Consider the following 24,830-nt stretch of genomic DNA (forward strand, 5'->3'; position numbering starts at 1 on the left):
TTAAATAAATATATAAAAAAATGAAAATTGCACTTTTAGGGTACGGAAAAATGGGTCAGGTAATCGAAAGGATTGCTTTAGAAAGAGGTCATGAAATAGTTTTGAAAAAAGACGAATTTAATACTTATGATGGGCTTTCTACAGCTGATGTGGCTATCGATTTCAGTGTTCCTACCGCTGCAGTTAGCAATATATCAAGTTGTTTTAACAATAACGTTCCGGTTGTATCAGGAACAACAGGCTGGCTGGAACATTATGATGAAATGGCAGCGCTTTGCAACGAAAAACAAGGCGGTTTTATTTCAAGTTCAAATTTTAGTCTTGGAGTAAACATTTTCTTTGAACTAAATGAATATTTAGCCAAAATCATGTCCCAATTTGATTCTTATAAAGTTTCGATGGAAGAAATTCATCATACCCAAAAACTGGATGCCCCTAGCGGAACTGCTATTTCTTTGGCTAAAGGTGTTATTGAAAACAGCAGCTATGCTAACTGGACGCTGGATCAGGCAAAAGACAAAGAAATCCATATTGCTGCAAAAAGAGTTGGTGATGTTCCCGGAACCCATACCGTAACTTATGATTCAACTGTAGACAGCATTGAACTGAAACATACTGCCAATAACCGTGAAGGCTTTGCCCTTGGAGCTGTGATTGCTGCTGAATGGCTGGCAGGTAAAAAAGGCATTTATTCTATGAAAGATGTTTTGAACTTAGAATCAAAATAAAAAAATTAAAAAATATTCTGAATCTCAGAACTAAAATATAAAACTATGACACTTTATCTTTGGTTTGTTTTTTTCCTTGCCGTACAAATAATTCATTTTTTAGGAACCTGGAAATTATATCAGGCAGCGGGTAGAAAATCCTGGGAAGCAGCAATTCCCGTTTATAATTCGATTGTTTTGATGAAAATAATTGGTCGTCCAACATGGTGGACCTTTTTACTTTTTATTCCAATTATAAATCTGATTATGTTTCCGGTTGTCTGGGTTGAAACCCTGAGAACATTCGGAAAAAAGTCAACCTTAGATACTATTTTAGGAATTTTTACATTCGGGTTTTACATCTATTATATCAACTATACCCAAAAATTAGAGCATAATCCCAACAGAAAGTTAACTCCTGAAAATAAAACTGCAGACACGATAAACTCTTTGCTTTTTGCCATAATAGTAGCTACATTGGTGCATACTTATGTAGTACAGCCTTTTACTATTCCAACTTCTTCATTAGAAAAATCATTATTAATTGGTGATTTTCTTTTTGTGAGTAAAGTAAACTATGGACCACGTGTACCTATGACAACTGTTGCTTTGCCAATGGTTCATGATTCTATTCCTTTAACAAAAAAGAAATCATATTTAAGCTGGCCACAACTACCCTATTTTAGATTACCTGCTTTAGAAAAAATTAAAAACAATGATATTGTCGTTTTTAACTGGCCAGTCGATACGGTACATTACTTTTTTGAACCAAAAGGAAGGCCTGGTGTCATCAAACCAATAGACAAGAAATCAAATTACGTTAAGAGATGTGTAGGTATTCCTGGGGATAACTTATCTATAAAAGATGGTTTTGTATTCATTAACGGAAAAAAATTAGTTTTACCTGAAAGAGCAAAACCGCAGTATGAACATACAATTTACGCTGCCAAAGGCATATCAAATGAATTATTGAAAGAAACAGGGTCAACAGAGTTTTCAAGAACTTACATCATAAAACCTACTTCTGATGCACAATTAGAAGCTGTAAGACCTTATATTATTTATGCGAACCAAAATCCGGACAATTCATTCACTATACAAACTGGATTTAACGGATTACCGGCAAACATAATTCAAACTACAGGGATCTATGCACAGGAACAATATCTTGCCGAAACGAATGCTAATCTCACTTTAAAGGCAGCGGATGAATTAAGAAAGAATAAAGCAATTGATTCCATTATTCAATATGTGGAGAAAAAACACAGCGGAACAGAAATTTTCCCTCATAATGGAAAATGGACAATGGATGAATATGGGCCAATATTAATTCCTAAAGCCGGTGCAACAGTACAGTTAAATAGTGAAAACATAGGTTTATATGCCCGAATAATTGGCACTTATGAAAACAACAAATTAGAAATAAAAGACAATCAAATAAAAATCAACGGAGAACTGGCAAACAGCTATACGTTTACAAAAGATTACTATTGGATGATGGGAGACAATCGTCACCACTCTGAGGATAGCCGTTACTGGGGCTTCGTTCCTAGCGATCATATTGTAGGAAAACCGGTTTTTATATGGTTAAGCTGGGATACAAACGGCAAAGGGATCAACAAAATTCGTTGGGACAGGGTTTTCACTACTGTTGATGGAGAAGGCCAGCCACAATCGTATTTCAAATATTTCTTAATTATCCTGGCTGCATATTTTATAGGCGAATATTTCTGGAGAAAAAGAAAAGAAAGCAAACAATAATAGTCTAACGTCTGAAAGTCAAAAGTCATAAAGTCAAATCAAAATAGCACTTTATGACTTTTGACTTTCACACTTTAAAACTTAGGACAATATGAATTCCTTATTACTTCCAACCTATTTCCCTTCAATTAGTCATTTTGCGGTTATGGCTCAATCTGAAAATATCACTTTTGAAATGGAAGATAATTTTCAGAAACAAACTAATAGAAATCGTACTTACATTTACAGCCCAAATGGAATACAGCTTTTAAATATTCCTGTTAAACATTCCAAAAATACACATCAAAAAACTAAGGATGTCTTGATTGAGAATGAATTTGACTGGCAAAAACAACATTTTAAATCATTGGAAGCTGCATACAGAAGTTCTCCCTTTTTTGAGTTTTTTGAAGATGATATAACTCCTGTTTTCCAGAAGAAACATACTTTTTTGATGGATTTAAATATGGAAGTTTTAGAAATAACAGCCAAGTGTTTAAGAATGAAACTGGAATTTGATAAAACAAGCGAATATTTCCATGAAGCTGTAAATATATCTGATTTCAGATATCTGGCAAACGGGAAAAAAGACATAAATTCATTCGAAAGATATCAGCAGGTTTTTGATGATAAACATGGCTTTATAAACAATTTAAGCGTTTTGGACCTGCTTTTTAACGAAGGTAAATTTGCCATGGATTACTTGAAAACTCAGAAGATAACATAATTTGCTAACGCCTAACATCAGCATTATTAATATCTTGATTATCAATCTTATCACTGAATTTCTTACCAAAGTTATACGTTAAAATAAGCAATAAATTTCTTGAATTATTTTTAGTTTCTATTTTTTGATAAAAATTATCATAACTACTTATATCAGTAAAACCACTTGCTTCTTTCCCTAGTAAATTTCTACCATACAAGCTAATATTTAATTTATCTTTTAGCACATTGGTTGCAATCGTAAAATCCAGATATGGTTTAGTTATTCTTTTTGATAACAAAGAATAATTTGGACCATCCTGTCTCCCTGAGAAAGACATTGAAACTCTATCTCTAAAAAACTTAGTGCTTAAATTAACACTCCCCCTGAATGTATAACCACTATTTTTCTCAATTACTGCCATTTCACTGTTATCCTCATAGACATTATAATCTAACCCTGAGTTTAGATTTGTAATTATTTTTTCAAACAATTTAGTTCTAAATCCAATATTCATTCCGGTAGAATTATATTTTGCAGCATTATCAAGCGTTTGAATTAACAAGTCACCATCTTTTCTATAAACTTCAGTAATTGCATTATTGATTGATTCATTATAGATTTTAAATGACAAATTATCATATTTAAAAAATTTACTTAAAGTCAGGGAATAATAATTACGTAGTTGAGGATTAAGTTCAGAATTACCCTGTTTTGCTATACCAGGATAAATAATTATTACTTCATCATTCAAATCACTTGCACTTGGCCTTAACACCTTTCTAGAATACCCAAATTTCAGGTCAGTCTTATTTTTAAAATGATACAATGCATTAATAGTTGGCAATAGCAAATTATAGTTTTGATTTATACTCCTATTGAAATCATTTGTATTTTCAAAAGTTAAAGCCAATTCAGTCGAAAATTTATTAGACCAATTTGAATCCAGTTCAGCCGAAGCATCAATGACATTTTGATTAATATAATAACTTTGATCCGAAAAATCATATTTTCTATTTATGAACTTCAGGTCGGAATAAAAATCCATGTCCTTACCCAAAAAAACCAACTTCTCTAATTCATAATTCATCTGCACTGAAAATTCTCTGTTTTTCGAGTTAACATTAAAATACTCTGGGCTTCTATCTTCATAATTAAACTGGCTAACATCCGTTTTACCATATGTAGAATATGCACTTTTAACAAAGAATATAGAGTTTTCCTCAATTTTGTAATTATATACAGACGCAATATTCCAATTTTTCATTTTATTTCTGTTGTCTTTAAAGAAATACTGAGGTATATCATTATCAACTATACTAAACCCCGATGCGTTGCCTAAAAAATCATAACCATAAAAACTATTAGTCAATGTAAGACTGGATTTATCGCTAAAATTCAATCTTGCTCTTGTACTTGAACTTATTTGTTTGTTTCGGGAATGATTAATATTACTTTGCAAAAAAGTTCCGTTTTCATCAACTCTTTTAGAATTAAAATCTATAATTTGAGGATTATTAACATATCCCAAATTAGACTTAATAATAAATATTCCCTTCTTATACGAAAAAGCAGGGTTTAAGCCCCAAAAATTATTTATTAGTCCAATAGTAGTTTCCAAACTGCCTTTGATAAATTCTTCAGCTTTTTTTTGCGTTATAATATTTATTATTGCCCCAAAAAAATCAGATCTAAAATAAGCCGCAGAGGGATTATTTATAATTTCAACGTTTTTAATATCGGCAGCATCAATATTTTTGAGCTCATCAGGCATGGCCTCTAAACCATCTATGAATATTTTTGCATTTAGGTTCCCATCAACAATTATCTTACCGTCAAATTCATTAAAATAAACATTTGGCACAGAACTCAAAACCACTCCTGCTTTTGCATTTTTTAAATAATCTTTTTGATCAATTTTATAAACATTTTTTTTAGCCTTATTAATAATTTTACTATCAGATGTTATAATAATTTCTTTTAATTGTTCAGGTTCATCAATAACAAGATGAATATCAAAAACGCCAATTTTATTATTTTCTGCAATCTTTTGATCATACATTTTGTAACCAAAACTATTAACTTTCAATATAACAGAATCATTCGATATTATATATTCAAACTTATATTCTCCTTTTTTATTACTTATTGCAAACTTAGAAATTGTACCTGTCTTTAATTCTACTAAAATATCAGGTAGCACAACTTCATTTGATAAAATTTTTCCCTCTATAACCCGTCTTTCCTGACAAAAAACATTACTCAAAATAAATAAAAAAAATAAAACTAAAATTTGACTTTTCATAAAATTATGTGCCTAATGGTACTACTATAATAAAAAACTTTCCTGGCCAGAAAAACTAGCCAGGAAAGTAATAACTAAAAAAAATACTTTATGTGTTATATTCTCCAACGATTACCCTACCGTCATCTGTTTTTCCACATTCTTTAGTAGAACCCGAACAGCCACCAGTATTATCCTCTTTTTGCTTTGCGCTCATATCAATCGAACCAAATAATGCAACAGTTACATCAAAAACTGCAATAATAAATTTTAAATAATTTTTCGTTTTTTGTTAATATATTTATGATTATCCGTTTTCAATCATAACCCTGAAATACTATTATAGCTTTCTTCAAAATATCTTCGATTGAGTTTATAAACAAAACTCGTTTAGATATAATTGAAGATATTTCCCTTTTATTTTATGATAATTTCCTGAAAAACTACGTTTGGCATTACTAATTGCAATCTTGAAAACGCAAAAACTTTTTTAACTTAATCCATCGAAAGCGTTGCCATAATTGGATAGTGATCTGAATTTTCAAAATCTGAGAAGCTTTCAAATTTTTTAACTTTCATCTTACTGTCAGCAAAAATATAATCGATTCTTGCAGGATAATATTTGAATTTATATGTGGCTCCAAAGCCTTCTCCGGCTTCTTCAAATGTATCTTTTAATTTTCCTTTTATATTTCGGTACACGTATGAAAAAGGACTATTATTCATATCTCCACAAATAATGATTGGATTTTTAGATTGTTTGATATTTTCCTTAAAAATTTCTGCCTGTTCTTGTTGCTGTCTAAATCCTTTGCTAATTCTGCTGTAAATAAGCTGTGATTTACGCTGATTTACATTATCAATATCATCTGAAATTTTATCTACATCCGGAGAAATTTTGATCGACTGCAAGTGCATATTGTATACACGAATAATATCTTTACCACGCTTAATATCGGCATAAATTACATTGTTATCTGAATTGGGAAATACAATGTTGCCTTCATATAAAATAGGAAATTTAGAAAAAATTGCCTGTCCTGTTTTAATTTGATTTCCATCTATAAAAATATAACGATGCGGATATACTTTTAAATCCAGATGGGCAGAATTCGAATATTCCTGAATACACAGAATATCCGGATCTTTTTCATCAATAAAAGCTTTAATATTAGACGGGATATCATCACGATCCAGCCATTTAAAAACATTAAAAAGGCGTACATTATAACTCATTACTGTAAAATCTTTTTCCTCTTTAAAATATTCTTTCCCTGATATTTTATAGAATTTACTAATGAAGGTAATACCCGTTAACAAAACCAAACCAGACAAAATAAGCCGTTTTTTAAACTGTACCCCCCAATAAATAAAGAACAAGCCGTTCAGTATAAAAAAAGCCGGCATAAACAATGTCATCACCGATAAAAGAGGAAAGCTCTTAGGTGCCAGAAAAGGTAAAATATAGATAGTAAAAGTCAATACAGTTAACACTATATTCAAAAAGAACATTATTTTATTAAACCAAGACAGGTTTTTCATACTCTCTTTATTACCGGATTATTTTCCTGCTTTAAACAAAAATTCCTTTTCTTCTTTTGTCAGGCAATCATAGCCGGACTGACTGATTTTATCCAAAATCTCATCAATTTGCTGTTGAGTTTTATCTTTGGTAACAATTCCTGAAGATGCTTTTTGTGTAGTTTTATTATAATTTTTATGTACTTTTTTAAAAGGAGTTGTTGAAGATTTACTGAATAAGTTAGCAAAAAAATCTAATGTTTTAGAAATTCCTATACTCAGATCAGTTCCGTTTTGAAGTAATTTAATAAAAATAAATCCGAAAAAAGCACCCGCCAAATGCGAAATATGACCTCCCATATTCCCTAAACGAAATTGCATTAAATCCAGAATTAAAATTACTCCTGTTATGTGCCATAACTTGACATTTCCAATCAATAACAAACGAACATTCATCAAGGGCTGATAAGTAGTTGCAGCTACCAAAATTGCCATAATGGCAGCAGAAGCACCAACAATAGTTGCAGAATAATTCAAAAAATAATAACTTAAAACAAAAACTACACCTGAAAAAACAGCACTTAAAATATACAATCCTAAATATTGCTTTTGAGTAAAAAAGGTCAAAAACAAATTACTCGCAAAATTGAGCACAATCATGTTAAATAACAAATGCCAAAAGGTAAAATGTAAAAATGCATACGTTAAAAAAGTCCATGGCTTAAACAAAAAAACATCTGGATCCGAATATAACGCAAGCCAATTTGGATAATTAAAACCACCTCCTGAAAATTGATAAAAAAACACCAAAGAAATCAGGAAACAGGCGATGTTCCAGTAAATAACCCTCATTGCGATACCGCCTAATTTATATTGCAATTTTAAATCATCCAGAATATTCATAAAAGCTTTTTTGGTTTTGATAATTAATATTAAAGTTAAAAATTAATTCCAACGGTTCTTATTAAACTGATTTTTTTTCCAATACCACATAATTAAGAATCCGAACAAAGCTCCTCCAATATGGGCATAATGTGCAATTCCTGATTCAATTCCCATAAATGAACTTCCAAAAATACCAAAGAATCCATCAAAAAGAAGCATGTAAATTGGAACAAAAAATTTAGCTTTTATCGGAATAGGTATAAACATAATTCCAAGTTCAGCATTAGGAAACATAAAAGCAAAAGCAACCAGCAATCCATATACTGCGCCCGATGCTCCTAAAACTGCTCCCGTGTAAGCTTCAACAAAATGTGTAAATTCAGAAACGGACAATATTTGTTGCCATCTAGTGTCAATTTTTCCTTCATTAAGTAAATTAAGAATATCTGTTTTATGAAAGCCATTTGCTAATAAAACATTCAAACCATCTTGATAAAAATAATAATTTACAGCATAATTAACCAAAGCAGCGCCTAAACCACATGAGATATAAAAAAATAAGATTTTTTTACCGCCCCAAAAATGCTCCAAAGTTGAGCCAAAAGAATATAAAGCAAACATATTAAATGCGATATGCATGAAATTACCATGCATAAACATATGAGTAATAGGTTGCCAAAATTCAAATCTAGGATTTTCAGGAAAAAAGAGTATTAAGTAAGCTTGTGCAGCCTGAACTAAATATGTACCAATAAAAAATATAATATTAATAATCAACAATTGTTTTACTACGGGAGTTATCTTCATCATAAGGCAAACTTTTTATCTATATCTTCCACACGCATGGTGATGAAAGTGGGTTTTTGAAAAGGTGAAATATTAGGATCTTTACAGGCAAATAAACCATTTACAAGATTGTCCTGTTCTTTTTCGGTTAAATAGGAGCCTGTTTTAACCGCTAAACTTTTAGCCATCGATTTCGCAATGGTATCATTCTGGCTGTAACTGCTCGCTGGAATTCCGTCTTGTAAATCGCTCAATAATTGTTCGATTACCATTGAAACTTCACTTTCGGTAATATTGACAGGAATTCCGGAAATTACAATATGATCTGTTTGTGCTTCTTCAAAAACAAATCCGGTTGTTTCTAATGAAGGTTTTAATTCTTCGATTAATGTCATTTCATCTGAAGAATAGAATAAATTTAAAGGGAACAACAATTGTTGGCTTGACGCCTGATTTACTGTCATATTCAGCAAAAACTGTTCGTATAAAATACGCTGATGAGCACGTTGCTGATCGACAATTACCATTCCTGATTTTATTGGCGAAACAATATATTTTTTGTGAATCTGATACGTTTTCTGAATCGCTTGTTCTACATCATTATCATTAAACAACGAAGAAGTCACTTCTTCATTTTCGAATGAAAAAGGGGAACTTTCAATACTTTCAGTTTCTAAACCCACATATAAACTTTCCCAACTGGCTGTTGGTTCTACTCTTTTAGAATAACCTGAATACGAATTTGATCTCGAACCTGCTTTAGAATAATGTTTATTTGTCTTATCATCTGTAAAGGGATTAAAAGTACCGTCAACCTGAATTGTCGGCGTTTCAGCTTCCAGATCTTTATAATGATAGGGTGTGTCCAAATTAGAATCCCGATCAAAATCAAGAACTGGTGATACATTAAACTGCCCTAAACTATGTTTAATGGAAGCTCTTAAAATTGCATATAAAGCCTGTTCATCATCAAACTTAATTTCAGTTTTGGTGGGATGGATATTGATATCAATTGTATTGGGCGGAACTTGTAAATACAGAAAATAACTTGGCTGCGAACCATCTTTCAAAAGCCCGTCATAAGCCGCCATAACAGCATGATGCAGGTAACCGCTTTTTATAAAACGATCATTAACAAAAAAGAACTGTTCTCCCCTGTTTTTCTTTGCAAATTCGGGCTTACAAACAAATCCCTGAATGGATATAATTTCAGTCTCTTCGTTTACAGGTACTAATTTCTCATTGGTTTTACCTGAAAAAATGCCTACAATTCGCTGACGAAAATTAGAAGCCGGCAAATTATACATTTCACTTCCATTGTGATAAAAAGTAAAATGAATGTTTGGATGTGCTAAAGCTACTCGTTGAAATTCATCCATTACATGACGAAATTCAACCGTATCCGACTTTAAAAAGTTACGCCTTGCCGGAATATTAAAAAAAAGGTTTTTAACTGCAAAAGAAGTTCCTTTCGGTAAAACCGCCACTTCCTGCGAAACAAATTTGCTTCCTTCAATAACAATATGTGTCCCCAGTTCTTCCTGGTCCTGTCTGGTTTTCATTTCCATGTGGGCAATCGCCGCAATAGAAGCCAAAGCCTCACCACGAAATCCTTTTGTACATAACGTAAATAAATCCTCCGCCTGACGGATTTTTGAGGTGGCATGGCGTTCAAAACACAATCTTGCATCTGTCACACTCATACCTAAACCATTATCGATAACCTGAACCAATGATTTTCCGGCATCCTTAATAATGAGTTTGATATCGGTTGCTTTTGCATCAACAGCGTTTTCTAATAATTCTTTTACGACTGAGGCCGGTCTTTGAACCACTTCACCAGCGGCAATTTGATTCGCAACATGATCAGGAAGTAATTGAATAATACTCGACATTAAAAATTGGGTTTTAAGGTTAACTTTTCCAATTCAATGGAATTAATAAGGTTTAAAAAATTTAAACCAAGGAGTACAAATTTAATGAATTTATACGGTGTTTCAGAACATCTGTAATCATAAAAAAAACAAAAAACCTATACTATTTGAAAAATAGTATAGGTTTCATTATTTCAATAATAGTTTTATAAGGGTATATTATTCTCTGGTGTAAAACTGATTCCCTAAAATATCTTTGAGACCAACAATAACCATCCAGACAAAAATAAAGAAAAGCCAAATCGCAAATCCGGATTTCAAACTTCCAATGGTCAGCGAAACTAAAAAAACAGCTAAAACCATTGAACAAATCCCAATCAGTGCAAGAAAAATAAGATTTGTTTCTTTTTCTCTAATTTCATTTATTCCAATAATTAACAGGCAGACCGCATACCCTAAAATGATACAATTCACAATAGACACTGAAAAATCCGGATCTGTTTTCAACTTATTGAAGGAGTCGAAAAAAATCAGCATCGAAAAAAAAATTCTGGAAATAGCCCAAAAAAGCCTGGTTTTACAGAAAAACTCATCCATACATCTTATTCTTTTTCTATTTTTCTTGGGGTCTCTTCAATTTGAATTGCACCTGAAGCCAACAACGGCTGATTAAACGAATGCGAAATAGAAGCCTGCTGGCGTATGTATGCCATTTTTATAGCCGCAATTGCCGCCTCCGTACCTTTGTTTCCATGAATTCCTCCACTTCTGTCAATAGACTGCTGCATATTATTATCTGTCAAAACACAAAAAATAACCGGAATATCTGTTTGAACATTCAGGTCTTTGATGCCTTGCGTAACACCTTCACAAACAAAATCGAAATGTTTGGTTTGTCCCTGAATTACGCACCCAATTACAATAACTGCATCAACATTTTGCGTCTGCAACATTTTTTTTGCACCATAAATCAGCTCAAAACTTCCCGGAACATTCCAGCGGATAATTTGCTGAGCAGGAACTTCATTATCTATTAATGCTTCAAAAGCACCATTATAAAGCCCTTCTGTTATAGTATCGTTCCATTCAGAAACAACAATCCCAAATCGAAAGTCTTTCGCATTTGGGATTGTGTTTTTATCGTATTCTGATAAATTTTTATTTTCAGTAGCCATCTTTTATATTTAAGATTTTAAAGTTCAGATTTTAGATTATTTATCTAATGAACTACAAAACTAATATATTTATTGCGCTAATCCAATCAATACATCAACAGAAGCAGCTTCTGGTGTACCGTCATAATTTTCTTTAATATCTGTCAAATATTTTAAAGCATCTTCTTTTTGACCTAAAGCCAGCGCTGTTTTACCTGCTTTCAATAAGAAACGAGGTGTCGTAAAATCGTTTTTATCAGACTCAGCAGCTTTTACATAATAGCTTAAAGCCTCTTTTTGATTGTTTTTTTGAGAATAAGCATCTCCTATTCCACCAATCGCCAAAGCATTCACAATCGCCTCATCAGACTTAAATTCACCTAAGTATTTAATTGCTTCATCAAATTTACCAGTATTCAGGTAAGCCATACCAGCATAATAATTAGCTAAATTTCCTGCATCGGTACCAGAATATTCATCAGCAATTTTAATGAATCCGAATTTCCCTTCAGAACCATTCAATGCCAGTTTATACAATGAATCGCTAGATACACCATTAGTTGCCTTTTCGAAGTTTTGCTGTGCAACAAACATTTCATTTGCAGCTTCCTCTTGCTTAGGAGCCTCGATAAATTTTTGGTAAGCCAGATAACCAATAGTTGCAACAGCAATACCAGCAACTAAACCAATAATGATTTTTTGATTTTTAGCAACCCAATCCTCCGTTCTTGAAGCAGTTTCGTCTAATTTTGAAAATACACCAGCTGTTGTACTGTCTTTTTCATCAACGACTACCTGTTGTTCCTCATTTACTTCTTTAACTTCCTTTTCCTTTGGTGCTTTATATCCTCTTTTATTGTAAGTAGCCATTTAAAATTAATTTAGTGAACGGCAAAAATAAAATTTTTATTGAAACCCACGTATAAAAAATCAACTTTATAGCTAATTTTATAAAAAATATTTTCAACAATCGTAACTCGTTTGTCTTCAGCATCAAAATAATTCATCCGGAAACATCCCAAAAGCCTTTTATATCGATAATTTTCGATAATTTGCACCCTCAAATTTTTGCTGTTCAAAAACACTGAGTTTTATCCCTAGAGTTTCTTAAAAAATGCATTTAAACAAAATTTCCTTATTTAATTATAAGAATTTCTCCGAAGCCAGTTTTGATTTTGACCACAAGATCAATTGTTTTGTTGGAAAAAACGGAATTGGCAAAACCAATGTACTTGACGCTATTTATCATTTGGCTTATGGAAAAAGTTATTTTAATCCCTTAGCTGTACAAAATATCAAACACGGAGAAGAGTTTTTTGTGATTGATGCAGAATTGGAAAAAAATGAAAGAACGGAACAGATTGTCTGCAGCTTAAAAAAAGGACAAAAAAAAGTCCTGAAAAGAAATGGAAAGGCTTACGATAAATTCTCCGATCATATTGGGTTCATTCCATTAGTCATTATTTCTCCTGCTGATCGTGATTTAATTGTAGAAGGAAGCGAAACACGCCGTAAATTTATGGATAGCGTGATTTCGCAATTAGATTCCACTTATCTGCACCAGCTTATTCAATATCAGAAAATAATTGTACAGCGAAATGCTTTGCTTAAATATTTTGCCCTGAATCATGTTTTTGACAATGATACCTTATCTATATATAATGAGCAATTAAATGGTATTGGAAAATCTATTTTTGAAAAGCGAAAAAATTTCCTGGAACAATTTATACCTATATTTAATATCCATCATCAGGCAATAACAGGTTCTGAGGAAACCGTGCAATTGGTTTATGAAAGTCATTTGTATGAAAAAGATTTACTGACACTTTTACAGGAAAATATTAATAAAGACAGAGCGCTGCATTACACGGGTGTTGGTATCCATAAAGATGATTTATCATTTGAAATAGATTCCCATCCAATAAAAAAATTCGGATCACAAGGTCAGCAAAAATCATTTTTGATTGCTTTGAAATTAGCTCAATTTGAGTTTTTAAAGAAACAAAGTGGTGTAAAACCGCTGCTGCTTTTTGATGATATTTTTGACAAACTGGATGAAAGCCGCGTTGCCAAAATTATAGAAATGGTTAATAGCGAAACTTTTGGTCAGCTTTTTATTTCGGACACACATCCGGAACGGACCGAAGCAATTGTAAAATCGACGCATCAGAGTTACAAAATATTCAATTTATGATTTCATTCGAAATTCAAAATCAAAAAAAACCTTAATTTAGCGATACTTTAAAAATTATTATCATGAAATTCCCTCAGACCTTATTAGTAATAGTCGTTTTTATATTCGCTTCTTGTCATGGGCAAACAGCCAAATCATTTGAAGAAATTACTCCGAAAGATTTTGCCGAAAAAATAAAAACTACTGAAAATCCACAAATTTTAGACGTTCGTACTCCTGACGAATTTGCATCTGAACACCTTGACAATGCAATAAACGTAAACTGGAATAGCGATGACTTTTCAGCAAAAGCAGCAACTTACAACAAGTCAAAACCTGTTTTTGTCTATTGTTTAAGTGGCGGAAGAAGTAAAAAAGCAGCTGCAAAATTAACCGAAATGGGTTTTACAAATGTTTACGAAATGGAAGGCGGTATCATGAAGTGGAAAGCCGAAGGTCTATCGAAACCATCAACAGCACAAATTGGAATGACGCAAGATGATTTTAATAAATTATTACATACTGACAAAAAAGTTTTGGTTGATTTTTATGCCGAATGGTGTGGGCCATGTAAAAAAATGGAGCCTTACCTTTTGAAAATGCAAAAAGAAATGGCAGACAAAGTAACTATTATTCGTATTGATGTTGATAAAAACAAAACACTGGCAACCCAAATGAAAATTGACCAGCTGCCGATTGTTGTATTATATGAAAATCACGAAGTAAAATGGAAGAATCTGGGTTACATAAGCGAACAGGATTTAAAAAAACAACTGCAATAACATACCCTATATGCTAACAAAAGAATCATTGCAATTTTTAGACGATTTAAAAATCAATAATAACCGGGATTGGTTTCAGGATAATAAAAAAAGATACGAGATTTTTAAAAAAGATTATCATCAATTGGTAAGTGATTTTCTGGACGCCATGAAACCGCTTGATCCTTCATTGGAATTATTAGAAGTAAAAAACTGTACATTCAGAATCAATCGCGACATTCGATTCTCTAAAGACAAATCGCCTTACAAAGCACATTTAGGTGTTTGGATGTCATCTGGGGCCAAAGGCGCAAACCGTGCCGGATATTATGTACATATTGAGAAAGGCGCTAGTTTTATAGCCGGTGGATTTTATTCTCCTGAAGCGGATGATTTAAAAAAAGTACGTAAAGAAATTGCCTTTTTTCATGATGACTTAGAGGCTGTTTTAGTTGAGGAAAACTTCAAAAAAGAATTTAAAAGTTTAGATGTAAATGAAAACAATTCGCTTAAAAATCCGCCAAGAGGTTATGAAAAAGACCATCCTGCAATTGAGCTTTTAAAATTGAAAAGTTTTACAGCTACTCAAAAGTTTGACATTTCCGAGGTCATCAAAAAAGATTTTGTTATAAAAATGAGCCAGAAATTAATTGCGCTGAAACCTTTAAACGAATTCATTAATCGTGCTTTAGAAACGGATGAATTTTAAGCTGACCGAATGAAAAAAAGGAAAATACTTTTTTTGGGCGAATCCTATCGTGCAGATGCCATTACGTGGATGAAAGGCATAAAAGAATTTGGTGATTTTGAGATTTGTACCTGGGAACTTCAAACACCAAACAATTCAAAATTCAATCGATTCAGGCGTATTTTAGAATATGCTTTTGCCCCAGTTTCTATTCGTAAAACAATCCGTCAGCAAAAACCGGATATGATAATTGCAGAAAGAACCACCAGTTATGGTTTTCTAGCTGCAATTTCTGGCATGCACCCTATTGCAATTGCACAACAAGGCCGGACAGATCTATGGCCGGAAGATTCTGTTTTATATCTTTTTAAGAAATTTATTCAGAAGCACGCTTTCAAAAAAGCCGATTTAATTCACGCATGGGGTCCGGTTATGACGATCTCGATGGCAGCAATTGGCGTTAATATGAGTAAAGTTTTAGTTCTCCCAAAAGGAATTGACTTATCGCTTTTTTCTCCTTCAACAAATAATTCAAATAAAATTGAAGCAATCGTAACACGTTCTTTACAACCTGAATATCGTCATGATTCTATTTTAAAAGCATTTGCAATTTTAAATCAAAGAGGAATTAATTTTTCTCTGACGATTGTAGGTGACGGAACCCGTTTACAATATCTGAAAGATTTAGCCAAGGATTTACAAATTGAAAACAAAGTAACTTTCACCGGAAGAATCCCTAATACAGAACTTCCTCAACTATTACAGCAATCCAATATTTATATCAGTATGCCGATTACAGAAGGTGTTTCGGCTTCCTTGTTTGAAGCAATGGCTTGTAATTGTTATCCGGTTGTTTCTGATATTCCAGGCAATCAAAGCTGGATTACACATCGCAAAAACGGACAATTGATTGAAATTGATAATATCAAGCAATTATCCGAAGAATTAATTTGGGCTTTTGAAAATTCAGGATCACGAAATGAAGCTATTTTACAGAATAAAAAATTTGTTGAAGAAAATGCTAATTACAACATCAACATGAAGATTATTGCAAATAAATATCATGAATTATTGGATACATATAATAATTTTAAACCCAATGAATGGAAGATTTAATTAATGAATCCTATGATTTTGAACAAGTTGACAATGATCCTTTGCATACCAAATATGATTTTGTAAGCAATGGTAAAAAAGATATCCCTAAGAGGATTGCAATGATAAAGTATCCACACCCTGGTTTAGAAAGATTTTACAATTTAGGATTTGGCAATATCTTTATTGATGAAAATGGCAACGAGTCAATTTCTGATATGTCAAGAGATAATAATAAAGATGATAAAGACAAAGTTTTAAAAACAGTTTTCACTTGTGCTCTGGACTTTTTATCAACCTCTCCCAATTCGATTTTGACTTTTTATGGCAATACTTCTGCAAAGCACAGATTGTATAAAATGGACTTAAATAAAAATTTATTATCTATTGAAAATTGCTTTATTATCAAAGGCTGTGTTATTCATGATTTAAAAATTACAGAAAGCAAAGAAAATGGAAAGGAACTAAATTCAGTTATCAATATTGACAATATTGAATATCAAGTATATGATCCTGCAAAAAGCAGGATATATAGTTTTATAACTTTTGAAATTAAAGATGACTTAAAATAAATTGTCTATATTTGTACCATTAAAAATGATGTTGTTATGAAAAATATAATTAAAGATATTTTAGACAAATCTGGAAAAAAAACTGTTGTTTCCTACAAAGACAAGGAAAACAGAAAATCTTTTGATGAAACTTTTGGAAAAAACAAAATGGAAATTGCCTCAAAAATCATAGGAGACAATTCGATTTCCCTTTCTAAAAAATTAGCTGCAAAATAAATTTAAAAAATATTACTGATAAGCCTTCAAATTTTGGAGGCTTTTTTATTTCCATGTTAAGAATGACAAAACCCTCCGTTTAATTTCTCAAAAAAAATATCTATTCAAATCACAACTGATATTTTGTCAAAATTGAATTCAAATAAATTATAATCCTTACTTTTGAAGCCAGAATCAATTCTTCAAAAAGCCTTTTATTTATGGAAATCCAATGCAATTTTTCTTTAAAAAACTACAATACTTTTGGCATTGAGGCCCAGGCCAGGCGATTTGTTGCAGTACATTCTGTTGATGAACTGAAAACAATTTTAGAAGAAAACAAAAACGAGAAAAAATTTATTTTGGGAGGCGGAAGCAATATGCTTTTAACCAAAGATATTGAGGCGTTGGTGATTCATATTGATTTGAAGGGCAAAAAAATAATCAGGGAAGATGATGATTTTGTCTGGATACAAAGTCAGGCTGGCGAAACCTGGCATGATTTCGTTCTTTATACCATCGACAACAATTTTGGTGGCTTAGAAAACATGTCGCTAATCCCGGGAAATGTTGGAACAACACCGATTCAGAATATTGGCGCTTACGGAACCGAAATAAAAGACACTCTTGTTTCCTGTGAAGCAATCAATATCAAAACTCAGGAATTGAGAACTTTTACAAATGCGGAATGTAATTTTGGCTACCGCGAAAGCATCTTTAAAAACGAAATTAAGGATCAATACATTATTACATCGGTAGTTTATAAACTGACTAAACGCAATCACAAAATCAACACTTCATACGGAGATATTACTGCCGAACTGACTAAAAACAATATTACAAAGCCAACTCTAAAAGAGGTGAGCAATGCTGTAATTGCCATCAGACAAAGTAAATTACCTGACCCAAAAGAATTAGGCAACAGCGGAAGTTTCTTTAAAAACCCAATTTTATTGAAATCTGATTTTGAAAAAATTCATCAGAAATTCCCAGAAATGAAATATTATGAAGTTTCAGAAACCGAAGTAAAAGTTCCTGCTGGCTGGCTGATTGAGCAAGCTGGTTTTAAAGGAAAACGTTTTGGAGATGCGGGAGTTCATAAAAACCAGGCTTTGGTTTTAGTAAATTATGGAAATGCAACCGGTCAGGAAATTTTAGCAGTTTCAAAAGATGTCCAGGAAACCGTTTTTAAAACTTTCGGCATTCATATTGAAGCTGAAGTGAATGTAATCTAATGAATTCACAAATTTAATTCCTAAATGAAAAAACTTAACATTAGAGTAATTTTATTTCAATTACTCGGAATGATTTTCCTTATTCATGGTGTATTACAACTAAGATTTTACACCGTAGCTGAAAAATTCATTTGTGCTACAAATCATTTTCAAGAAGAAAAATCAGAATGCTGGAATAGGTTATTCCCGGCAAAAGATGATATTTTTAATTTTTTGCCCAGTATATACATCTGGATATTTTTGGGTCTGTCATTGGGAGTTATCATAATTGCTTTTTTGAATTGGAAAAACAAACTGTCGGCCCTGAACACGATTTTAGTTTCAATAATAATGTACATTATTTTGAGGCTGAAGTTTTTTAGAAAAGGAGTATTCTCTCGTTTGTTTGATTATTTCACATCAGCATTTTCTGATGACCTTACAACACAATTTATCATTGGAGGAATTACTTTTACTGTGATTGGAATTACAATTTTATGGATAAGTACTGATCCAAATTTATTTAATTTCAGGAAAGTTTCAAATTAATTATTAAATGTACACACCAGATATCTATAAAAACGAAGATCCGGACTCCATCAGGACTTTTTTAAAGGAAAACAGTTTTGGAATTCTGATCAATCAGACGAATGGAAAATTATGCGCCACGCATATTCCGATAGAACTTGAAATGAATGCTGATGGAAAAGAAATATTACAAGGCCATATTTCAAAGCTGAATCCGCAGGCAGAAGGTTTTATAGAAAACGATCAGGTTTTGGCAATCTTTTCTGGTCCGCACTCTTATGTTTCCTCATCCTGGTATGATCATGAAAATGTACCTACATGGAATTATATAGCCGTACATGTTTATGGCAGAATTAAGATCGTGAATGAGGATACTACAACAGAGCAACTTAAAAAGTTAGTTGATAAATATGAAGCTAATTCAGTGAATTCTGTTCGTGTTGAAGATTTATCTGCCAAAACCATGCGTCAGGTTAAGGGAATATTTGGTTTTGAGATAGAAATTGATGAAATTCAGGCCACAAAAAAACTTTCGCAAAACCGTGATAACCATAATTATAAAAACATCATTTCAGAATTAAAAAAAACTGAAAACCCACAGGCCATTGCCATTGCAAAAGAAATGTCAAAATACCGAAAGTAAATCGATTTTAACCATTGAAAATTAGGAATTCATAATTACATTTGCACTCGCAAGATTCAGAAATTAAAAGACATTAAAACATATGCTTATATTTTTACTTTACTTCTTTATTGCTATTGTATTCATACAAATTTTTTACTACTTAGGTGTTTTTGGGAAGTTTGCTTTCGCTAAACCACAAGAGATTACACCAAATAAACTTCCGGTTTCTGTAATTGTCTGTGCAAAAAATGAAGAAGAAAACGTAAAAAAATACATTCCGCTATTAGCTGAACAAAATTATCCTGATTTTGAAATCGTCTTAATTGATGATGCCTCAAGCGACGAAACCCTGGAAGTTTTTGAACAATTTGAAAATCAGTATCCTAATATACGTCTGGTAAAAGTAAAAAATAACGAAGCCTTTTGGGGTAATAAAAAATACGCTTTAACATTAGGAATAAAATCTGCCAGAAAAGATTATTTGTTGTTTACTGATGCTGACTGTTATCCAGCCTCAAAAGACTGGATAACTGCCATGACTTCGCAATTTACATTGAATAAAACAATTGTTTTGGGATATGGTGCACACGAAAAAATCGAGCGTTCTTTACTGAACAAGATTATTCGTTTTGAAACCCTTCTTACAGCTATTCAATACTTTTCATGGGCTAAAACAGGATTTCCATATATGGGAGTAGGAAGAAATTTAGCCTATAAAAAAGAGGAATTTTTTAACGTGAATGGCTTCATAGACCACATACAGGTCCGCTCCGGTGATGATGACCTTTTTGTAAACCAGGCAGCAAATAAAGCCAATATTGCAATTGCTTATACCCCTGAAAGTTTTACGTATTCTAAACCCAAAAAATCTTATAAAGAATGGTTTACACAAAAGAGAAGACACGTTACTACAGCAAATCACTATAAATTTTTTGATAAACTTCAATTAGGTCTATTTTATACATCGCAATTATTCTTCTTTTTATTAGTTATAATTTTACTGGCATTTCAATTTCAATGGATCGCTGTATTGGCTTTAATGGCAACACGTTATACCATTGCATGGATTGTCGTTGGGTTTTCTGCCGGAAAATTAAAAGAAAATGATATAAAAGTTTGGTTTCCTGTTGTGGAAATCATGCTTATATTCACCCAAATTAATATCTTTATAACTAATCTCTTTTCAAAACCTGCACATTGGAAATAAATTCTAAAATAGAAAAAGCAAAAAAAGGCGACCAGATTGCCTTTACTTTTTTATTAGATTATTATTGGAATGAAGTGTACGGATTTATGTTAAAACGTACCGAAAACGAAACCACTGCCGAGGATATTACAATTGAAACTTTTTCTAAAGCTTTTGATAAAATTGCTACTTATAACAAAGAATTCCAATTTAATACCTGGCTAATTGCTATTGCAAAAAACGTTTATATTGATTTGTTACGTAAAAAGAAAACTTCTCTTTTTGTTGAAATCACAGATACCGAAGACCAACAAGCTTACAATATTGCTGACCCTACCCCATCTGCTGAAGATGCATTAATTAAGGAACAAAATTTATCCCGACTGCTGCAATGCATCAAAGAATTAAAGCCACATTATCAGGAAGTCATTCAATTACGTTACTTTCAGGAAATGACCTATCAGGAAATTGCCCTGAAAATCGATGAGCCGCTAAGCAATGTAAAAGTAAAATTACTTCGTGCTAAAAAATTATTAGCCGAAATCATAGAACGTAATAGATAATTTATTATCTTTAATCAAAAGACAATATATCTTTACATTTACTCTTAAAAAAACAACAAATTCATACATTTATAATTCCAATTGTTTTCGTTCTTAATTAAACCAAAATCGCGTTTGCTTATGATTTAATACTACTTAACCTTTTAAATCTATTAACTATGTCTAAATTAATCCTTTACGAAACCGGATGGACAAATCTTGTTTTCGAGAACAAAAACAAAGAGTACGGCGCGTATCAATTACGTCAGGAAAGTTCAAAAACATCATTTTCAGCACTGTTTCTCGGATTGCTGTTTATAGCAACCCTGGCCAGTGTGTCAATTTTGATTAGCAAATTTCAAACACCTGTTATCGTAGAAGGGCCCACCACGGTTATTGACGAACCTATTGTAGTTGTAAACTTTGATAATCGTCCGCATACAATTCTGCCGGAAGACCCACAGCCTATTGCTCCGCCTGAACAAACTGCAACACCATCAATTACAGAACAATTAGTAAATCCGGTTGTAGTTCCGTCTGATCAGGCTACGCAAAATATTGCAGAGAATACGGACAACAAACCGATTGTAGATAATGCTTCTACAGGAAACGGAACTAGCGTTAATGTATTACCAACTACTGGTGGCGGTGACGGAGATATTGCACCATCAACCGGGACAAGTAATGAGCCTGTTTTAGCAACTGCACTAGATAAGTTACCTGAATTTCCGGGAGGAATGAGTAAATTTTATACTTACGTAGGAAATAATTTCAACCGCCCTGAATTGGATACCGAAAGAATGTTAAGGGTATATGTTTCTTTTGTAATCGAAAAAGATGGTTCAATGACTGATATTACAGTAAAAAACGATCCGGGTTACGGATTAGGTAAAGAAGCTGTACGTGTCTTAAAATCATTAAAAACAAAATGGACCCCAGGAATATTAGACGGAAAACCAGTACGAACTGCATACAATCTTCCGATAACTATAAAAACGGAAATAGAATAACAAATATGAAAAGCAGAATTTAGGTTCTGCTTTTTTTATGGTTTTTTATTAAATCCAAGCTAAACAAACAACAATTTATTTCCAAAACTATTACTTTTACATTCCTTAACCAGGAAAAATTAATTATTAAAAATAATAATCTAAAAGAATGGGAATATTTTCGGCACTACTTGGTAACGCTGGCTCAGTTAGTCAGGAAGATTTACTTAAAAAATACGGACAACTTTTAACTGACAATGAAGAAATTGAAATGGGTTTTAAATTAATCCGGGACACGTTTATTTTCACCAACAAAAGATTAATCCTGGTTGATGTACAAGGTCTTACTGGCAGTAAAACAGAATACAAATCAATTTCATATAAAAGTATTACCCGATTTAGTGTAGAAACTGCGGGTACTTTTGAACTTGATGCCGAATTAAAAATATGGGTATCTAGTGAGACTCAGCCCAGCATTATAAAACAATTCAACAAATCAGTTAATGTGTATGAAGTGCAAAAAGTATTGGCACATCACGTTTTAGGATAATCATCAGATAGAAAACCCGGCAAGTTTCAGAATTTGCCGGGTTAATTTTTATCAATAGAAATTATTTTTTCTTTTTAACCGGTGTCTTTTTAACCGGTGCTTTTTTAGCCGGAGGAGTCGTATTTACAATCTTCTGTTGCACATAGGCCTTGTAAAGTCCTTCTTGTTCAGCTCTTTTCTTTGAATCATCAGCCCTTTTCTTTGAATCCGGATGAGAACTCATCATTTGATCAATAAACGAAGCTTGTGTTCCTTCACTCATTTTGGCTAAAATTCTAAAAGCAGACTCTGCAGCATTAACATTATAACCATTTTTTTTCAAAAATTCATACGCAAACAAATCGGCTTCTGTTTCTTGTTTACGACTATGTTTACTATCAATTAGAGCACTTCCAATTTTACCCAACTGGCTATCTGTAACCGTTGCAACGGTAGCTGACTGGGAAGAAACACCATCAATCAAAGCTTCTTTTTGATATGCTGCACGCATCGCATCTCTTGAATCATTGTTCGCAACATGACCAATTTCATGACCAATTACTGCCAGCAATTCATTATCATCCATAATATCCATTAATCCGGAATATACACGAACGCTTCCATCAGCAGTGGCAAATGCATTTACTTCTTTTAATTTATATACTTTGTAACTTAAAGTATACCCTTCTCCGGAAGTATGTTTTCCAAAAAGCCTGTTTAGTCTTAGGGCATAAGGATCGTTTGGTCCGGCAACTTCATGTTCAGCATCCATCTTTTCAACTGCAGCTCTGGATAATTTTGCAGCATCTTCATTGCTTAAAGTAAAACTGGCAACTCCTTTTTGAACCGCTCCCAACGCTTTTTCTCCAAAATTAATTTGGGCATTCATTTTGGCAACACTAAAAAAAGCAAGCGAAATTCCTAAAACTATAAATTTATTTTTCATTTATTTTTGATTTAAATTGACAACACAAATATACTTAGAACTAAAAAGATAAATAAAATTAATATTATTTGTTTTCAATTGTTAAAAAACTATTATATCATTCCCTTATCCAAATCAGTATCGAATTCAGGCTATGAAATTAACAAATTATTCTTAATCAATCCATAAACCCAACAAGATAAGAAACGCAGATACCGCTAACTTAAAACAACTTTATGTATCTTTGCACTTTGAATTTTGAGATATGGAAACAGTCATTGAAAATATACCAACTCCAAAACCTAAATGGTTAAAAGTTAAACTTCCGATTGGACAAAAATATACCGAGCTTCGTGGTTTGGTTGATAAATATAGCCTAAATACAATTTGCACTTCAGGCAGCTGCCCAAATATGGGAGAATGTTGGGGAGAAGGGACAGCAACTTTCATGATTTTAGGAAATGTATGTACACGTTCTTGTGGATTTTGCGGTGTAAAAACCGGAAGACCGGAAACAGTAGATTGGGACGAACCAGAAAAAGTAGCGCGTTCTATAAAAATAATGAATATCAAACATGCGGTAATTACCAGTGTTGACAGAGATGATTTAAAAGACGGTGGTTCTATTATCTGGATTGAAACTGTAAAAGCAATCCGCAGAATGAATCCCAATACTACTCTTGAAACTTTAATCCCTGATTTTCAGGGAATCGAAAGAAACCTGGATCGGATTATTGAAGCTAATCCTGAAGTTGTTTCCCACAACATGGAAACTGTTCGCCGTTTAACACGCGAAGTCCGAATTCAGGCAAAATACGATCGTAGTCTTGAAGTTTTACGTTATTTGAAAGAGAAAGGAATTAACAGGACCAAATCAGGAATTATGTTAGGCCTTGGAGAAACGGAAGATGAAGTTTTTCAAACCATGACTGATTTACGAAATGTCAATGTTGATGTAGTAACTATTGGTCAGTATCTACAGCCAAGTAAAAAACATTTACCGGTAAAAGAATTTATTACCCCTGATCAATTTGCCAAATATGAAAAATTTGGTCTTGAACTAGGTTTTCGTCATGTAGAAAGCGGCCCATTGGTTCGTTCTTCTTACAAAGCCCAAAAACATATTTTATAAAAGGCTATTTGTTAAGCTG

General features: G+C 32.5%; 26 protein-coding genes and 1 pseudogene. 17 read left to right on the top strand and 10 right to left on the bottom strand.

Annotation, left to right across the window (positions count from 1 at the left end; all coding sequences use genetic code 11):
- Positions 1-20: 20 nt before the first annotated feature.
- The 3 genes from dapB to J2W48_RS03840 all read left to right on the top strand — a co-directional run bounded on the left by dapB (position 21) and on the right by J2W48_RS03840 (position 3,174).
- Positions 21-728 carry a 4-hydroxy-tetrahydrodipicolinate reductase gene (gene dapB, locus J2W48_RS03830; RefSeq protein ID WP_310278334.1) on the top strand — a complete coding sequence of 236 codons (708 nt, stop codon included), beginning with the start codon at positions 21-23 and terminating at the stop codon, positions 726-728.
- A gap of 45 nt (positions 729-773) precedes the next feature.
- A complete protein-coding gene (gene lepB, locus J2W48_RS03835) occupies positions 774-2,468 on the top strand; it encodes a signal peptidase I (RefSeq protein WP_310278337.1) in 1,695 nt (564 codons plus the stop codon).
- A 91-nt stretch (positions 2,469-2,559) separates the two neighbouring features.
- Entirely contained in the window at positions 2,560-3,174 is a 615-nt protein-coding gene (locus tag J2W48_RS03840) for a WbqC family protein (RefSeq protein ID WP_310278341.1), read from the top strand.
- Between the two features lie 4 nt (positions 3,175-3,178).
- Here J2W48_RS03840 and J2W48_RS03845 read toward each other — a convergent pair whose 3' ends face one another.
- From J2W48_RS03845 to J2W48_RS03885, 9 genes and pseudogenes are all read right to left on the bottom strand, one after another.
- Positions 3,179-5,458, bottom strand: a complete 2,280-nt coding sequence (locus tag J2W48_RS03845) for a TonB-dependent receptor plug domain-containing protein (RefSeq protein WP_310278344.1) — start codon at positions 5,456-5,458, stop codon at positions 3,179-3,181.
- Between the two features lie 300 nt (positions 5,459-5,758).
- Positions 5,759-5,906, bottom strand: a pseudogene (locus J2W48_RS03850) (transposase); the annotation flags it as partial.
- Between the two features lie 26 nt (positions 5,907-5,932).
- Complete coding sequence (locus tag J2W48_RS03855; RefSeq protein WP_310279150.1) at positions 5,933-6,949, bottom strand: endonuclease/exonuclease/phosphatase family protein; 1,017 nt, start codon at positions 6,947-6,949, stop codon at positions 5,933-5,935.
- A gap of 48 nt (positions 6,950-6,997) precedes the next feature.
- Positions 6,998-7,861 (bottom strand): rhomboid family intramembrane serine protease, encoded by an 864-nt coding sequence (locus J2W48_RS03860; protein ID WP_310278348.1) that lies wholly within the window; start codon positions 7,859-7,861, stop codon positions 6,998-7,000.
- Between the two features lie 42 nt (positions 7,862-7,903).
- Positions 7,904-8,653, bottom strand: coding sequence for a rhomboid family intramembrane serine protease (locus J2W48_RS03865; protein ID WP_310278350.1), 750 nt, complete (start codon positions 8,651-8,653; stop codon positions 7,904-7,906).
- Positions 8,650-10,524: a DNA mismatch repair endonuclease MutL gene (gene mutL / locus J2W48_RS03870; protein ID WP_310278353.1), complete on the bottom strand. Its 1,875-nt coding sequence runs from the start codon at positions 10,522-10,524 to the stop codon at positions 8,650-8,652. The genes J2W48_RS03865 and mutL overlap by 4 nt, the downstream gene beginning before the upstream one ends.
- 198 nt (positions 10,525-10,722) lie before the next feature.
- Complete coding sequence (locus tag J2W48_RS03875; RefSeq protein ID WP_310278356.1) at positions 10,723-11,040, bottom strand: hypothetical protein; 318 nt, start codon at positions 11,038-11,040, stop codon at positions 10,723-10,725.
- Positions 11,041-11,105: 65 nt separating this feature from the next.
- Positions 11,106-11,678 (bottom strand): 6,7-dimethyl-8-ribityllumazine synthase, encoded by a 573-nt coding sequence (gene ribH / locus J2W48_RS03880; RefSeq protein ID WP_310278359.1) that lies wholly within the window; start codon positions 11,676-11,678, stop codon positions 11,106-11,108.
- A gap of 69 nt (positions 11,679-11,747) precedes the next feature.
- Positions 11,748-12,527 (bottom strand): tetratricopeptide repeat protein, encoded by a 780-nt coding sequence (locus J2W48_RS03885; protein ID WP_310278361.1) that lies wholly within the window; start codon positions 12,525-12,527, stop codon positions 11,748-11,750.
- Between the two features lie 244 nt (positions 12,528-12,771).
- On the opposite strand from J2W48_RS03885, the gene recF reads away from it, so the two are divergent.
- From recF to J2W48_RS03950, 13 genes are all read left to right on the top strand, one after another.
- On the top strand, positions 12,772-13,851 hold the full coding sequence (recF, locus tag J2W48_RS03890; RefSeq protein ID WP_310278365.1) for a DNA replication/repair protein RecF: 1,080 nt from the start codon (positions 12,772-12,774) through the stop codon (positions 13,849-13,851).
- A 62-nt stretch (positions 13,852-13,913) separates the two neighbouring features.
- Positions 13,914-14,612: a thioredoxin domain-containing protein gene (locus J2W48_RS03895; RefSeq protein WP_310278368.1), complete on the top strand. Its 699-nt coding sequence runs from the start codon at positions 13,914-13,916 to the stop codon at positions 14,610-14,612.
- 10 nt (positions 14,613-14,622) lie between these two features.
- A complete protein-coding gene (locus tag J2W48_RS03900; protein ID WP_310278370.1) occupies positions 14,623-15,300 on the top strand; it encodes a DUF2461 domain-containing protein in 678 nt (225 codons plus the stop codon).
- A 9-nt stretch (positions 15,301-15,309) separates the two neighbouring features.
- Positions 15,310-16,395 (top strand): glycosyltransferase, encoded by a 1,086-nt coding sequence (locus tag J2W48_RS03905; protein ID WP_310278373.1) that lies wholly within the window; start codon positions 15,310-15,312, stop codon positions 16,393-16,395.
- A complete protein-coding gene (locus J2W48_RS03910; RefSeq protein WP_310278376.1) occupies positions 16,383-16,946 on the top strand; it encodes a DUF6934 family protein in 564 nt (187 codons plus the stop codon). The genes J2W48_RS03905 and J2W48_RS03910 overlap by 13 nt, the downstream gene beginning before the upstream one ends.
- Before the next feature lie 36 nt (positions 16,947-16,982).
- Entirely contained in the window at positions 16,983-17,162 is a 180-nt protein-coding gene (locus tag J2W48_RS03915; protein ID WP_310278379.1) for a hypothetical protein, read from the top strand.
- A gap of 200 nt (positions 17,163-17,362) precedes the next feature.
- Positions 17,363-18,376 (top strand): UDP-N-acetylmuramate dehydrogenase, encoded by a 1,014-nt coding sequence (gene murB / locus J2W48_RS03920; RefSeq protein WP_310278384.1) that lies wholly within the window; start codon positions 17,363-17,365, stop codon positions 18,374-18,376.
- A 24-nt stretch (positions 18,377-18,400) separates the two neighbouring features.
- Positions 18,401-18,904: a hypothetical protein gene (locus J2W48_RS03925; RefSeq protein ID WP_310278387.1), complete on the top strand. Its 504-nt coding sequence runs from the start codon at positions 18,401-18,403 to the stop codon at positions 18,902-18,904.
- A gap of 7 nt (positions 18,905-18,911) precedes the next feature.
- Complete coding sequence (locus J2W48_RS03930; protein ID WP_310278390.1) at positions 18,912-19,526, top strand: FMN-binding negative transcriptional regulator; 615 nt, start codon at positions 18,912-18,914, stop codon at positions 19,524-19,526.
- A gap of 82 nt (positions 19,527-19,608) precedes the next feature.
- The gene (locus tag J2W48_RS03935; protein ID WP_310278393.1) at positions 19,609-20,715 is read left to right on the top strand and encodes a glycosyltransferase; all 1,107 of its coding nucleotides are present in this window, start codon (positions 19,609-19,611) and stop codon (positions 20,713-20,715) included.
- On the top strand, positions 20,706-21,257 hold the full coding sequence (locus J2W48_RS03940; RefSeq protein ID WP_310278396.1) for an RNA polymerase sigma factor: 552 nt from the start codon (positions 20,706-20,708) through the stop codon (positions 21,255-21,257). Before J2W48_RS03935 ends, J2W48_RS03940 begins: the two co-directional genes overlap by 10 nt.
- Before the next feature lie 158 nt (positions 21,258-21,415).
- Positions 21,416-22,246 (top strand): energy transducer TonB, encoded by an 831-nt coding sequence (locus J2W48_RS03945; protein ID WP_310278398.1) that lies wholly within the window; start codon positions 21,416-21,418, stop codon positions 22,244-22,246.
- A gap of 148 nt (positions 22,247-22,394) precedes the next feature.
- Complete coding sequence (locus J2W48_RS03950) at positions 22,395-22,775, top strand: PH domain-containing protein (protein ID WP_310278401.1); 381 nt, start codon at positions 22,395-22,397, stop codon at positions 22,773-22,775.
- Positions 22,776-22,836: 61 nt separating this feature from the next.
- Here J2W48_RS03950 and J2W48_RS03955 read toward each other — a convergent pair whose 3' ends face one another.
- Positions 22,837-23,700, bottom strand: coding sequence for a M48 family metalloprotease (locus J2W48_RS03955; protein WP_310278404.1), 864 nt, complete (start codon positions 23,698-23,700; stop codon positions 22,837-22,839).
- Positions 23,701-23,944: 244 nt separating this feature from the next.
- Between J2W48_RS03955 and lipA the strand changes: the two genes are divergently transcribed.
- Positions 23,945-24,811 (top strand): lipoyl synthase, encoded by an 867-nt coding sequence (gene lipA / locus J2W48_RS03960; protein WP_310278406.1) that lies wholly within the window; start codon positions 23,945-23,947, stop codon positions 24,809-24,811.
- Positions 24,812-24,830: the final 19 nt, after the last annotated feature.

This window comes from Flavobacterium piscis (genome assembly GCF_031457575.1).
Lineage (GTDB): Bacteria > Bacteroidota > Bacteroidia > Flavobacteriales > Flavobacteriaceae > Flavobacterium > Flavobacterium piscis_A.